The organism is Halostella litorea (assembly GCF_004785955.1).
Taxonomy (GTDB): Archaea; Halobacteriota; Halobacteria; order Halobacteriales; family Natronoarchaeaceae; genus Halostella; species Halostella litorea.
In genome coordinates this window covers 1100650-1113995 of the sequence record NZ_SJER01000001.1, presented here as the reverse complement: position 1 = coordinate 1113995, position 13346 = coordinate 1100650, and the positions used below count along the sequence as shown (strand labels likewise).

The window sequence follows — 13346 nt, the reverse complement described above, 5'->3', positions numbered from 1 at the left end:
CGCGTTCCGGTCGATCAGCCGTTCATCGCCAGCAGCGCGTAGTTGAGCGCCCCGGCGAAGGCGATCCAGCCGAGATACGGGACGAGCAGCGCCCCGGCCCGGCGGTCGACCCGGGCGAACGCGCGGGCCGTCGCGGCCGCGAGGACGAACAGGACGACGATCACCGCGAGCGCCAGCCCGAGGTCCCGGAGGACGAAGAAGGCGGGCGTCCAGACGACGTTGCACGCGAACTGGAGCGCGAAGAGGCCGAGCGCGACCCGCACGGCGGGGTCGTCGGTCCCGCGCCGCCAGACCAGATACAGGGCCACCCCGAGCAGCGTGAACAGGAGGGTCCAGACGACCCCGAACGCCGCCCCGGGCGGGTAGAACCACGGCTTCTCCAGCGCCCGGAACCAGTCGCTCCCGGGGCCGCCGAGCAGCGCCGGCGCGGCCCCCACCGCGTTGACGAGGACGACGCTCGCGAGGAGGCCGGGCAGGTCGTCCCTGCCGAGCGGTTGCGGGGCGTCGGCGGAGCGGGTTCGCATGCGTGAGCGGACGGGCCGCGGCGGCAAATCGGTTCCCCTCGATGGCGGGAGCGGGGCCGCCCCCGCGGCCAGTTCCGCGGTTGCGGAACTGTTATACGGACTGCGCGGCCACGTTGCCGTATCATGAGCGAACTCGAAGCGGAGTACCGTCTCGAGTATTTCGAGACGAACGACTTCGTCCGCCGGGAGTGTACGGAGTGTGGCGCGCACTTCTGGACGCGCGACGAGGACCGCACGACCTGCGGGGAACCCCCCTGCGAGGACTACGGGTTTATCGACAACGCGGGGTTCGACGAGGAGTACAGCCTGACGGAGATGCGCGAGGCGTTCCTCTCCTTCTTCGAGGAGCACGGGCACGAGCGGATCGACCCCTACCCCGTGGCGGCGAACCGCTGGCGCGACGACGTGTTGCTCACGCAGGCGTCGATCTACGACTTCCAGCCGCTTGTCACCAGCGGGCAGACGCCGCCGCCGGCGAACCCGCTGACCATCTCCCAGCCCTGCATCCGGATGCAGGACATCGACAACGTCGGGAAGACGGGCCGGCACACGATGGCGTTCGAGATGATGGCCCACCACGCGTTCAACACGCGCGAGGAGGTCGACGAGGACGAGTACGCCTACCACGGCGAGGTGTACTGGAAGGACCAGACCGTCGAGTACTGCGACGACTTCTTCACGTCGATGGGGGCCGACCCCGAGGAGATCACCTACATCGAGGACCCGTGGGTCGGCGGCGGCAACGCCGGGCCGGCGATCGAGGTCATCTACCGCGGCGCGGAGCTTGCCACCCTCGTCTTCATGTGCATGGAGCAGGACCCCGACGGCGAGTACGAGATGAAGGACGGGAACCGCTACTCGTACATGGACACCTACGTCGTCGACACCGGCTACGGGCTGGAGCGCTGGACGTGGGTGAGCCAGGGGACGCCGACCGTCTACGAGGCGGTGTACCCGGACATGATCGAGTTCCTCAAGGACAACGCCGGGATCGACCTCTCCGAGGAGGAGGCGGAACTGGTCCACCGCGCGTCGAAGCTCGCCGGCCACATGGACATCGACGAGGCCGAGGACATGGACGCGGCCCGCGACAACATCGCGGAACAGCTCGACGTCGAGACGGCCGATCTGGAGGCGCTGATGGAGCCCCTGGAGGACATCTACGCCATCGCCGACCACTGCCGGACGCTGGCGTACATGCTCGGCGACGAGATCGTTCCCTCGAACGTCGGGACGGGCTACCTCGCGCGGATGGTGCTGCGCCGCACGAAGCGGCTCTGTGACACCGTCGGCGTCGACGCGCCGCTGGACGAACTGGTCGACATGCAGGCCGAGCGCCTGGGCTACGAGAACCGCGACACGGTCCGCGACATCGTCCGCACGGAGGTCGAGAAGTACCGCGAGACGCTGGAGCGCGGCTCGCGCCGCGTCGAGAGCCTCGCCGAGGAGTACAGCGAGCGCGACGAGCCGATCCCGACCGACGAGCTGATCGAGCTGTACGACTCCCACGGCATCCAGCCCGACATGGTCGAGGAGATAGCCGCCGAGAAGGGCGCGGACGTGGAGACGCCCGACGACTTCTACGGGCTCGTCGCCGAGCGCCACGACACCGGCGGCGGCGCGGTCGAGCAGGCCGAGGCCGACGAGCGCTTCGAGGACCTGCCCGAGACGGAGAAGCTGTACTACGACGACCAGCAGGGAACGGAGTTCGAGGCGGTCGTGCTCGACGTGTTCGACCGCGAGGACGGCTACGACGTGGTGCTCGACCAGACGATGTTCTACCCCGAGGGCGGCGGCCAGCCGGCCGACGCCGGGACGCTCGCCTCCGACGAGGCGACCGTCGAGGTGACCGACGTCCAGATCGAGGACGGCGTCGTCCTCCACCGGACCGACGACGACCCCGGCAAGGGCGAGTTCGTCCGCGGGCAGATAGACGCCGGGCGGCGGCGACAGCTGATGCGCCACCACACTGCGACACACGTCGTCATCCACGCCGCCCGCCGGGTGCTTGGCGACCACGTCCGGCAGGCCGGCGCGCAGAAGGGCGTCGACTCCTCCCGGATCGACGTCAGCCACTACGACCGCATCTCCCGCGAGGAGATAAAGGAGATAGAGCGGGTCGCCAACGGCATCGTGATGGAGAACACGTCGGTCACCCAGGAGTGGCCCCACCGCAACGAGGCCGAGGCCGAACACGGCTTCGACCTCTACCAGGGCGGCATCCCGCCGGGGACGAACATCCGCCTCATCCACGTCGCGGAGGACGTCCAGGCCTGCGGCGGGACGCACGTGAACCGCACCGGCGACATCGGCGCGATCAAGGTGCTCTCGACCGAGCGCGTCCAGGACGGCGTCGAGCGGCTCACCTTCGCCGCGGGCGAGGCCGCCATCGAGGGCACGCAGGCGACCGAGGACGCGCTGTACGGCGCCGCCGACGTGCTCGACGTCTCGCCCCAGGAGGTGCCCGACACCGCCGAGCGGTTCTTCTCCGAGTGGAAGGAGCGGGGCAAGCGCATCGAGGAGCTGAAGGAGGAACTCGCCGCGGCCCGCGCGGGTGGCTCCGGCGGCGGCGAGGAGGTCGAGGTCGGCGACGCGACGGCCGTCGTCCAGCGCCTCGACGCCGACATGGACGAACTCCGCGCGACGGCGAACGCGCTCGTCGACGAGGGGAAGATCGCCGTGATCGGGAGCGGCGCGGACGGCGCGACGTTCGTCGTCGCGGTGCCGGACGGCGCGGGCGTCAACGCCGGCGACGTCGTCGGCGAACTCGCCGGGAAGGTCGGCGGCGGCGGGGGCGGCCCGCCGGACTTCGCGCAGGGCGGCGGCCCCGACGTCGACGCGCTCGACGACGCGCTGGAGGACGCGCCCGACGTGCTCCGGCAGGTGCGAAACGCCTGATGGGCCCCGACGAGTACGCGGCGCTCGTCGACGGACTGGCCGACGACGTCGAGGGCGCGCTGGCGGGCGCCGACGGCCCCGACGAGCGGGAGGACGCGCTCTGGGCGGCCGTCGGCGCGTTCGTCCCGGAGATGGAGCGGCCGGTCTGCGAGGCCGTGCTCGCCAACGCCGACGCGGAGCCGATGGACGACCTCGTCGACGAGGTCGCGGCGATGCGGGACTCCGACGACGACGAGCAGGTGCGGGCGGAGGCGTTCACCGCGCTCTTACAGGACGTGAACGCCCGCGTCGCCGCCCGCGGCGGCTACGAGTAGGAACGGGGCGGTTCGCAGGGCCGGATCTCACCGCGGCGCGCCGTTCGAGAGGTCGATGGACGCGCCGTCCTCGTCGAGTCCGAGCACCCGCACCGCCGCCTCGCCGACCTCGGCGGCCCGCTCTTCCGGCGCGTACACGCCGAGTCGCCACTGGGTGCGCTGGGCGCTGCGCAGCCCCTGGACCAGCGCGGACTGCTCGTGGAGGCGGCGCACGTCGCCGTTGACGACGACCCGCGTCGAGGACTCGGGCATGCTCGGCTCGCCGGGGCTGTCGAGGAGGACCGCCCGTTCGGGGGCGTCGGCGGCGGCCGCTATCTCCCGCTCCAGTTCCCGGACGCGGCCGTGGTCGACGCCGACGACGTCGTCCGGCACCGCATCGATCTCGGCCCACGCGGCGCGCTTGTAGAGGTCGCGCGTGGCGAGGCGGGCCGCCGCGTCCGCGGTCCCGTCGTGTCGCCGGAGCGCCGCGAGCAGTTCGTCGTCGGTCATCCGCGCGAACCGCTCGGCGGCGAGGTCCGTCCCGTCGAGCAGGCGCTCGCAGACCCGCTCCAGCATCGCGCCGGCGATCCGGGAGACGTGGTGGCGGTACACCGTCGCGTTCATCAGCGCCCGCGCGACCAGCACGCTCTCGGCGGTCGGGACGTTCCCCTCCGCGAGCGCGAGGTCGCCGTCGACAAGCGCTAGCGACCGGAGCAGCCGGCCGTGGTCGATGGTGCCGTAGGGGACGCCGGTGTGGTGGGCGTCCCGGACGAGGTAGTCCATGCGGTCGACGTCCAGTTCGCCCGAGACGAGCTGGCCGAGTTCGCCCTCGCCGGCGACGAGGTCGGCGACCGCGTCCGTGTCGAGGCCGTGCGATTCGAGGACGGCGGCGAGTTCGCCCGAGCCGAGCAGGTCGTGGACGTCGTCGTGGTGGCGGCCGAGCCGTCGCTCGATGACCGCCTCCGTCTGGTGGCCGTACGGGCCGTGGCCCACGTCGTGCAGCAGGGCGGCGGCCCGGACCGCCTCCGCCCGCGCGCCGTCGACGCCAAGCCGATCCAAGGCCCGGCCGGCGAGGTGGTAGACGCCGAGGCTGTGCTCGAAGCGCGTGTGGTTCGCGGAGGGGTAGACGAGCCGGACCGTCGACAGCTGCTTGATGTTCCGCAGGCGCTGGAACGCCTCGGTGTCCAGCAGGTCCCGCGCGACGCCGTCCACGTCGACGTGGCCGTGGACGGAATCCTTGATCGCGTTCATGGCCGACCGGTGTCGCCGCGGGGGCAAAAACCGGGCGGGTTCGCGGGGCGGGCCGGGCACCGACGACCGATTTATCACGGCTCCGGGCGAGATGGGACCCGTGACGCCGAAACGACTGGTCGACCTCCTGTTTCTCTACGCCGGCCTCCTGAACGCCGCCCAGTACGCGCTCGCCCACGGGCTGCGGGTGGAACTCGGGTCCGCGTGGCAGCTTCTCGCCGGGCTGATCTTCTGTCTGATCGCCGCGACGCGGTGGAACAGGACGCCGGAGGAGGTCGGGCCGAACGAGTACGGGCCGCTGATCTACGCGCTCGTCGCCCTCTGTGCGGTCCTGACGCTGCTCACGGCCGGGATCGCGGTCGCCTGACGCCTGCGCCCCGAAGCGTGGGGCCGGCCCGCGGGCGGAGGACGAGCGGATTAAGGGCCGGGAGCGCACAGGTCCGGACGAATGCCGACCGCGAACAACGACGGCGCGACGCTGTACTACGAGGCGGACGGGGAGGGCGAGACCGTCGCGTTTGTCGGCGACGCCGGCTACGGCGCGTGGCAGTGGGGGTGGACCGCGCCGGCCGTCGCCGGCCCGTTCGAGACGCTCGTGTACGACCACCGCGGGACGGGGCGCTCGGACGCGCCGGCCGGCCCGTACGACGTGGAAACGCTCGCCGCCGACCTCGACGCGGTGCTTGCCGCCGCCGGCGCGCGGAGCGCCCACCTCGTCGGCGCGGGGCTCGGCGGGCTGGTCGCGCTGGCGTACGCCCACCGCCACTCCCGGGCCGAGACGCTGACGCTGCTCGCCACCCCCGCCAGCGGCGGCGACCTTCGGGAGCCGGCCGACCGCCTCCTTGCCGACCCGTCGGACCCCGCCGCGCTCCGCGGGACGCTGGACGCGGCGTTCTCGCCCGACTTCGTCGACCGGCAGCCGGAGGTGGTCGACGGCGTCGTCGAGTGGCGCGCCGCGGGCGACGCCGGCCCGGACGCGAGCCGCGCGCAGGCCGCCGCGGCCGAGGCGTACGACCCCGAGCCACTGTACGAGGTCACCCTCCCGGCGCTCGTGCTCGCCGGGGAGGACGATCCCGTGGTGCCCGTCGCCTCGGCGGAGCGGCTGGCCGCGGACCTCCCGCGGGGCGAGTTCGCGTCGTTCGCGGGGCGGCACCTCTTCTTCGCCGAGCGCTCGCGGCCGGTCAACGACCGGGTGCAGGGGTTCCTGGAGTCGCAGTCGGACGTGGACCTGGAGTAGGCCGGGCGGGGCCGACCGGCATCGCCGTTCGTGCCTGCGCGGACCCAGCCCGTCCCGGACGCCGGCAGATTTCCCGGCGGTGCGTAACGCACTTGTCCCTCTCCCTACTGTACGGAACTGATGAGTCGACCGCGCATCGCCGTGTTGAACGCCGCGCACGACCCCGAGCACAACCGTCGAAACTTCCGGCGGGAGCTCGACGCCGACGTCACGGAGTTCGACGTCGTCGGCCAGGAGCTCCCGGAGACGTTCGACTTCGACGGCTGTCTGGTCACCGGGTCGCGCGCGTCGGTCTACTGGGACGAGGAGTGGATCGACCCCACGAAGGAGTGGGTCGAGACCGCCATCGACCGCGGCCTCCCGTTCCTCGGCGTCTGTTGGGGACACCAGCTCCTGGCGGACGTGCTCGGCGGGCGCGTCGAGCCGATGGGCGAGTACGAGATCGGTTACCGCGAGGTCCGCCACTCCGGCGACTCGCGGCTGTTCGAGGGGATCGACGAGGAGTTCACCGCCTTCACGACCCACTCCGACGCCGTCGTCGAACTCCCGCCCGGGGCGGAGCGCATCGCCGAGAACGACTACTCGGTCCACGGCTTCCGCAAGGACCGCGCCTTCGGCGTGCAGTTCCACCCCGAGTACGACACCGAGACCGCCGAGTCGGTGACGAAGGGGAAAGACCTGCCGGAGCCGCGGATCCAGTCGGTGCTGGAGGGGATCAACGCGGAGAACTATGCGGCCGCCTGCGAGGCGAAGGCGCTGTTCGACAACTACCTTGACTTCGTCGAGGAGGTCCGCGCCGACGCGCCCGCGGCCGCCGACTGACGGCCCGTCCGCGGTGCCGTTCGCGGCGACGACAAGGCCTATGTCGCGCGCCCGAGACCGCCGAGGCATGGTCCCCGCGATCGAACTGCGGAACGTCGAGAAGCGGTACGGCGACGTGGCCGCCCTCCGCGGCATCGACCTGACGGTCGAATCGGGCGAGGTGTACGGCTTCCTCGGGCCGAACGGCGCCGGGAAGTCGACGACCATCGACGTCATCCTGAACTACGTCCGGCCGACGAGCGGCGAGGTCAGGGTGCTCGGGCACGACGCGGTCGCCGAGAGCGAGCGCGTCCGCCAGCGGACCGGCGTCCTCCCGGACGCCGTCGCCGCCTTCGGCCACCTCACGCCCCGCCAGCACCTCCGCTTTGCCGCCGAGTCGAAGGGGGTCGACGCCGACCCCGACGCGCTGCTGGCCCGGGTCGGCATCCGCGACGTCGCGGACCGCGAGGTCGGCGGCTTCTCGAAGGGGATGGTCCAGCGCCTCCTGCTGGCGATGGCGCTGGTCGGCGAACCGGACCTCCTGATCCTCGACGAGCCCTCGACCGGCCTCGACCCGAACGGGGCCCGGGACATGCGGGAGATAGTCCGGGAGGAGCGGGACCGCGGCGCGACGGTGTTTTTCTCCAGCCACATCCTCGGGCAGGTCGAGGCGGTGTGTGACCGCGTCGGCATCCTCCGCGACGGCGAACTCGTCGCCCAGGACAGCATCGAGGGGCTCCGCGAGACGGCCGGGACGGAGGCGACGCTCCGCGTGACGACCGACGGCGTCCCCGACGGGGCGCTGGGGGCCGTCCGCGCCGTCGACGGCGTCACGGGCGTCGCGGCCGACGGGCACACCGTGACGGTGCGGTGTGGTCCCGGGGCGAAGCTCCCGGCGCTCGACGCGCTCCGCGACGCGGGCGTCGCCGTCCGCGACTTCGAGACCGAGCGGGCCTCGCTGGAGGACCTGTTCGACGCCCACACGCGGGCCGAGGCCGCGGAGGTGTCGGCGTGAGCGTCCGCGTCATCGTCCGCAAGAGCGTCCGCGACGCCTACCGCTCGCGGTCGCTGGCGGTCGGCATCGGCGGGTTCGTCCTGCTGTTCGCGCTGTCCGGGTACTTCCAGGCCAACAGCTACGAGCCGGCACTCGTCAGCGACGGCCTCGTCGGCGCGGCGACGTTCCTGGTGCCCCTGGCGTGTCTCCCGCTCGCGGCGACGGCGATATCGGGGTCGCGGGAGGCGGGCGACCTCCGCCTCGTGCTGGCGTACCCCCACTCCCGGGACGACGTGGTGGTCGGCACCGCGATCGGGCGAACGCTCGTCCTCTGTGCGGCGCTCGGGAGCGGCGTCGCGGTCGCCACCGTCGCCTTCCTGGTCGCCGGCGGCAACGCGGCGGACGTCGGTCCGCTCGGTTCCTACCTCGCCGTCACCGTCGCGTACGCGGCGACGCTGTCCTGCCTGACCGTCGGCCTGTCGGCGCTCACGTCGACGGCGACCCGGAGCATCGCGGTCACCCTCGTCGCGTACGCCATGTTCGCCTTCGGGTGGGGGACGATCGTCCGACGGCTCGTCGCCCTCCGGAGCGGGGGCCGACGCATCGAGTACCCGTATCCGGAGTGGGCGCGGGCGGCGCTGGAACTGACGCCGCTGCAGGCCTACGAGAACCTCACCGCCGACTTCACCGGCGTCGCGTCGTACGCGCCCGAGACCGGGGTGTACCGGAGCGAGCCGTTCGCGCTCGCCGTCCTCGCCGTCTGGCTCGTCGTCCCGCTGGCCGTGGGGCTCTACCGCTTCCGGACCGCGAACGTGTAGCGCGGGGCAACGCTCTTGGTCGGACGAAACGAGACGAAAACGATGAGTTCACCGTCCGTCGTCGACTCGCTCCGCCAGCCCGAGTACACCGGGGAGAACCGATGTACGCCGTGTACGGCCGTGAACGTCGTCATCGCGGCGCTCGGGAGCGGCGCGGTCGGCTGGCTCGCGGCGGGCGCGGCCGGGACGACCGTCGGCGCGGCCGTCGGGTCCGCCGCCTTCGCGTGCTGTGTGGCCGCTATCTACCTGCGGGGCTACCTCGTGCCGGGGACGCCGGCGCTCACGAAGCGGTACCTCCCCGAGCGCGTCCTCGCGTGGTTCGACAAAGCGCCCGAACCGGTCGACCGGGCGGCCGCGTCGCCGGGCGACGCCGAAGGGGACGCCGACGGGGAGTTCGACCCCGTCGACCCCGAGCGGGTGCTGCTGGACGCGGGCGCAGTCGAACCGTGCGCGGACGTCGACGACCTCTGTCTCGCCGACGGCTTCCGGGAGACGTGGCTGGCGGGGATGGACGGGGACGTGGACGCCGACGACGCCGTCGCGGCGCTGGGCCTCGACCTGTCGGACTGCACGCTCGACGCGTTCGGCGACGCGTACCGCCTCGAACGGGACGGCCTCCGCGTCGCACAGTGGCCGTCGGAGGCGGCGCTGGTCGCCGACGTGGCGGGCGCGAGGGCGCTCGCCCGGCACTACGACGAGTGGGGGTCGCTGTCCTCGGAGGACCGCGGCCAGTTGCTCTCCGCCCTCCGCCTCTTCGCCGACACCTGCCCGGTCTGTGGCGGCCCCGTCGCGCTCGGCGAGGACACCGTCGAGTCCTGCTGTCGGTCGTACGACGTGGTGGCGGTGACCTGCGGCGACTGCGACGCCCGCCTGCTGGAGGAGCGCTGGGACGGCGCGCCCGCCGGCGCGTAGGGGCAAAAATTACGGAGCGCTTTTGGGCCGCCGGCCGCGAGTGTACCCCATGCTCGATTATGTGGGACTGGAGGCGGATCTGGACGAGGAGGAGCGCCTGATCCGCGACACCGCACGGGAGTTCGTCGAGGACCGCGTCAAGCCCGACATCGGGGAGCACTTCGAGGCGGGGACGTTCCCCGAGGACCTCATCCCCGAGATGGGCGAACTCGGGTTCTACGCGCCGAACCTGGAGGGGTACGGCTCGCCGAACGTCAGCGAGCGGGCGTACGGCCTCCTGATGCAGGAACTGGAGGCCGGCGACTCCGGGATCCGCTCGATGGCCAGCGTCCAGGGCGCGCTGGTGATGTACCCCATCCACGCCTACGGCAGCGAGGACCAGAAGGAGCGCTGGCTGCCGGACCTGGGCACCGGCGACGCCGTCGGCTGCTTCGGGCTCACGGAGCCGGACCACGGCTCGAACCCGTCGGGGATGGAGACCCACGCCGAGCGCGACGCCGGCGAATACGTCCTCAACGGCTCGAAGACGTGGATCACCAACTCCCCCATCGCGGACGTGGCCGTCGTCTGGGCGCGGGACCGCTCCGCCGAGGACGACCCCGTCCGCGGGTTCCTCGTCGAGACGGACCGCGACGGGGTGTCGACCAACAAGATAGACGACAAGCTGTCGATGCGGGCCTCGATCACGGGCGAGATAGCCCTGAACGACGTGTACGTCCCCGAGGAGAACGTCCTGCCGGGCGTCTCCGGCATGAAGGGGCCGCTCTCCTGTCTCACGCAGGCCCGCTACGGCATCGCGTGGGGCGCGGTCGGCGCGGCCCGGGACTGCTTCGAAACCGCGCGGCAGTACGCCAAGGACCGCGACCAGTTCGGCGGTCCGATCGGCCGGTTCCAGCTCCAGCAGCGGAAGCTGGCGGAGCTGGCGACCCAGATCACGACCGCGCAACTGCTCGCCCACCGCCTCGCGGACCTGAAGGAGCGCGGTGACCTCCGCCCGCAGCACGTCTCGATGGCCAAGCGCAACAACGTCCGGATGGCCCGCGAGGGGTCGAAGGTCGCCAGGGAGATGCTCGGCGGCAACGGGATCACAACGGACTACTCGCCGATGCGCCACATGGCGAACATGGAGACGGTGTACACGTACGAGGGGACCCACGACATCCACACGCTGATCCTCGGGGAGGACCTCACCGGGTTCGCCGCCTACGAGTAGCGAGGCGACGCAGTCGTCTCGAATGCACGGCGAACCCGCGCCGACTCGCGGCTCCGGTCAACGCCACCGGGATCGACGCCCTCTTTGACGGCTCGGGCGAAGTCTCGCCCAAGCGAGAGTTGAATCTTTGATGCAGTGGCGATACAGGGAGACGGTGCTCGTGTTGAGTACGCTGGCCTTTTTCGCGACGATGGCGGCGCGGCTGGCGATCAGTCCGGTCGTGCCGGCGATCACCGACGCCTTCGACGTGTCGAACGGCGTCGTCGGGCTCGCCCTGACGGGGCTGTGGATGGCGTACTTCGCCTCCCAGTTCCCGAGCGGGATCCTCGCGGACCGCTTCGGCGAGCGGAAGGTGATCCTCGTCGCGGTCGGCGGGACGGCCGTCACGAGCCTGCTGCTTGCGGTTTCGCCGTTGTTTTCCGTGTTCGTCATCGCGACGGTGCTGCTCGGCGGGGTGGCGGGCCTGCACTACAGCGTCGCGTCGACGCTTTTGGCCCGCACGTACGACGGCAACCTCGGCGCGGCGATCGGGTTCCACAACTCCGGCGGGCCGGCGGCGGGGCTGGTCGCGCCCGTCGCCGCGGCGTGGGTCGGCGTGCGGTACGGCTGGCGGCCCGCCGTGGCGCTCGGGGCCGTCATCGCGGTTCCGATCTTCGTCCTGTTCGCGTGGCGCGTCCGGCCGACGGAGCCGCGCCGCCCGGACGACCCGATGCGGGAGCGGTTCGAGCGCGGGCCGATCGTCGAACTGCTGTCGCGCCGCCGGATCGCCTTCACCGTCTGTCTCGCCGCGGCGGGTGCGTTCGTCTGGCAGGCGACGTCGTCGTTTCTCCCCACGTTCCTCGTCGCGTACCGCGGGCAGTCGTCCACGATGGCCGGCGCGGTGTTCTCGGCGTACTTCGTCGTACAGGCAGTGACGCAGGTCGGCGTCGGCGCCGCCTCGGACCGCTTCGGCCGGGAGCAGGCGACCGCCGGGTGTATGGTGCTTGCCGTCGCGGGGTTCGCGCTGCTCATCCTCGCCCCCGGCGTCCTCGCGCTGGCGCTCGCCGTGGTGCTCGTCGGGACGGGGATGGGCTGGGGCGGCGCGCTCATCCCACGGTTCATGGACGAACTGAGCGACGAGGAACAGGGCGCGGGCTTCGGCCTCGTCCGCACGGTGTACGGCGTCGTCGGATCGCTTGGCTCCGTGGCGACCGGCACGCTCGCCGACCTGTTCGGCTGGGCCGTCTCCTTCGGCGTGCTCACGGCGCTGCTCGCGCTCGTGTTCGTCGCCCTCGTCGTCAACTGGGCGCTGGACCTGGGCTACTGACTCGCCGGACGGCCCCCGGACTGTCGGCGCTAGTCGCTCGGCTCGACGAGCGCGGCCGCCAGGTCCCGCGCGGCGGTCAGCGGGAGCGCGGTCGTCGCCCCCTCGGGCGTCGCGGCGTCCCACTCCCGGTAGGCCTCGCGCGACGGGAACGCGTGGACGTACGGACACAACTGGCCGTAGACGGCGGCTGGCGTCGGCTCGTCGGGCACGTCCGGGTCGGCCGCCGCGCCCACCGAGAGCACCGCCGTCCCGGGGTCGGCATCGACGCCGTCGGCCGTGACGGTCGCCCGGACCTCGCCGCCGCCCGGCGGCGTCGACTCGACCGTCACCGCCGCGTCGACGAGCGCCTGCAACACGAACGCGTCCAGGACGCAGACGAAGCGGAACGACTGGTCGGGGTTCCGAGCGACGTGGCGGCCCTCGGCGTCGTGACAGAGGTCGCCGACGCTCGGTGGCATCCACTCGGTCCCGTCGAGGGCGTCGCGGACGGCCGCGACCCAGTCGCCGACCGTCCCCGCCGGTCGCTCCGCGCCGTACACCTCGCCGAGTGCCCGCCCGACCTCCTCCGGGAGCGGCCGGGCCATCGGGTCAGCGTCCGTCGCCGCCAGCGCGTGTCCGCCGTGGTCCGTTCCGTCGCTGGTCGCACCGGTCGATACCTCCGTCGAACCGCAGCAGTCGCAGTCGGTCACGGCTTTACTTTGAAAGCCGAAGTGCTTATACTGTCGAGTCCAAAGTATAGAACCGACTTCGAATGACCGAAGCCACCGCAGCGGACCGAACCGACCCGTCCTGCTACTGCCCGCTGTCGGGCGTCGTCGAGACGCTCGCCGGGAAGTACGCGATGCAACTGGTCTGTGTCATCGGCGCGCTCGAACCCGTCCGCTTCTCGACGGTGGAGGAGCACCTGCCGGACGCCAGCACCTCGACGCTCTCGGCCCGGCTCGACGAACTGGCCGAGGAGGGGCTGGTGACGCGGACGCAGTACGACGAGATACCGCCACGGGTGGAGTACGCGCTCACCGACGACGGCCGCGAACTGTGCGAGCGGCTGGAGCCGGTGCTCGCGTGGGCCGAGGCGCGGGACGGCGGGTCGGCGTGA

14 protein-coding genes are annotated in these 13346 nt (G+C 72.1%); 11 read left to right on the top strand and 3 right to left on the bottom strand.

What is annotated here, in order from left to right:
* Window positions 1–14 precede the first annotated feature (14 nt).
* A complete protein-coding gene (locus EYW40_RS11335) occupies window positions 15–524 on the bottom strand; it encodes a TspO/MBR family protein (RefSeq protein WP_135821712.1) in 510 nt (169 codons plus the stop codon).
* 123 nt (window positions 525–647) lie between these two features.
* Here EYW40_RS11335 and alaS point away from each other — a divergent pair, with 123 nt between their 5' ends.
* Together alaS and EYW40_RS11325 are read left to right on the top strand one after the other, a co-directional pair.
* A complete protein-coding gene (alaS, locus tag EYW40_RS11330; protein ID WP_135821711.1) occupies window positions 648–3422 on the top strand; it encodes an alanine--tRNA ligase in 2775 nt (924 codons plus the stop codon).
* A complete protein-coding gene (locus EYW40_RS11325) occupies window positions 3422–3736 on the top strand; it encodes a hypothetical protein (protein ID WP_135821710.1) in 315 nt (104 codons plus the stop codon). The genes alaS and EYW40_RS11325 overlap by 1 nt, the downstream gene beginning before the upstream one ends.
* Before the next feature lie 27 nt (window positions 3737–3763).
* Here the strand turns inward: EYW40_RS11325 and EYW40_RS11320 are convergent, their stop codons facing one another.
* A complete protein-coding gene (locus tag EYW40_RS11320) occupies window positions 3764–4966 on the bottom strand; it encodes an HD domain-containing protein (RefSeq protein ID WP_135821709.1) in 1203 nt (400 codons plus the stop codon).
* A 100-nt stretch (window positions 4967–5066) separates the two neighbouring features.
* Here EYW40_RS11320 and EYW40_RS11315 point away from each other — a divergent pair, with 100 nt between their 5' ends.
* From EYW40_RS11315 to EYW40_RS11280, 8 genes are all read left to right on the top strand, one after another.
* Window positions 5067–5333 carry a hypothetical protein gene (locus EYW40_RS11315; RefSeq protein WP_135821708.1) on the top strand — a complete coding sequence of 89 codons (267 nt, stop codon included), beginning with the start codon at window positions 5067–5069 and terminating at the stop codon, window positions 5331–5333.
* Between the two features lie 81 nt (window positions 5334–5414).
* Window positions 5415–6203 (top strand): alpha/beta fold hydrolase, encoded by a 789-nt coding sequence (locus EYW40_RS11310; RefSeq protein WP_135821707.1) that lies wholly within the window; start codon window positions 5415–5417, stop codon window positions 6201–6203.
* Window positions 6204–6323: 120 nt separating this feature from the next.
* The gene (locus tag EYW40_RS11305) at window positions 6324–7025 is read left to right on the top strand and encodes a type 1 glutamine amidotransferase (RefSeq protein WP_135821706.1); all 702 of its coding nucleotides are present in this window, start codon (window positions 6324–6326) and stop codon (window positions 7023–7025) included.
* Between the two features lie 67 nt (window positions 7026–7092).
* Window positions 7093–8019 (top strand): ABC transporter ATP-binding protein, encoded by a 927-nt coding sequence (locus tag EYW40_RS11300; protein WP_135821705.1) that lies wholly within the window; start codon window positions 7093–7095, stop codon window positions 8017–8019.
* Entirely contained in the window at window positions 8016–8816 is an 801-nt protein-coding gene (locus EYW40_RS11295) for an ABC transporter permease subunit (protein WP_135821704.1), read from the top strand. Before EYW40_RS11300 ends, EYW40_RS11295 begins: the two co-directional genes overlap by 4 nt.
* Window positions 8817–8858: 42 nt before the next feature.
* Complete coding sequence (locus tag EYW40_RS11290; RefSeq protein WP_135821703.1) at window positions 8859–9728, top strand: DUF8054 domain-containing protein; 870 nt, start codon at window positions 8859–8861, stop codon at window positions 9726–9728.
* 49 nt (window positions 9729–9777) lie between these two features.
* Window positions 9778–10941: an acyl-CoA dehydrogenase family protein gene (locus EYW40_RS11285; protein ID WP_135821702.1), complete on the top strand. Its 1164-nt coding sequence runs from the start codon at window positions 9778–9780 to the stop codon at window positions 10939–10941.
* 130 nt (window positions 10942–11071) lie between these two features.
* A complete protein-coding gene (locus tag EYW40_RS11280) occupies window positions 11072–12247 on the top strand; it encodes an MFS transporter (RefSeq protein WP_135821701.1) in 1176 nt (391 codons plus the stop codon).
* A gap of 29 nt (window positions 12248–12276) precedes the next feature.
* Here the strand turns inward: EYW40_RS11280 and merB are convergent, their stop codons facing one another.
* Window positions 12277–12936: an organomercurial lyase gene (merB, locus tag EYW40_RS11275; protein ID WP_135821700.1), complete on the bottom strand. Its 660-nt coding sequence runs from the start codon at window positions 12934–12936 to the stop codon at window positions 12277–12279.
* Window positions 12937–12998: 62 nt separating this feature from the next.
* Between merB and EYW40_RS11270 the strand changes: the two genes are divergently transcribed.
* Window positions 12999–13346 (top strand): winged helix-turn-helix transcriptional regulator, encoded by a 348-nt coding sequence (locus EYW40_RS11270; RefSeq protein WP_135821699.1) that lies wholly within the window; start codon window positions 12999–13001, stop codon window positions 13344–13346.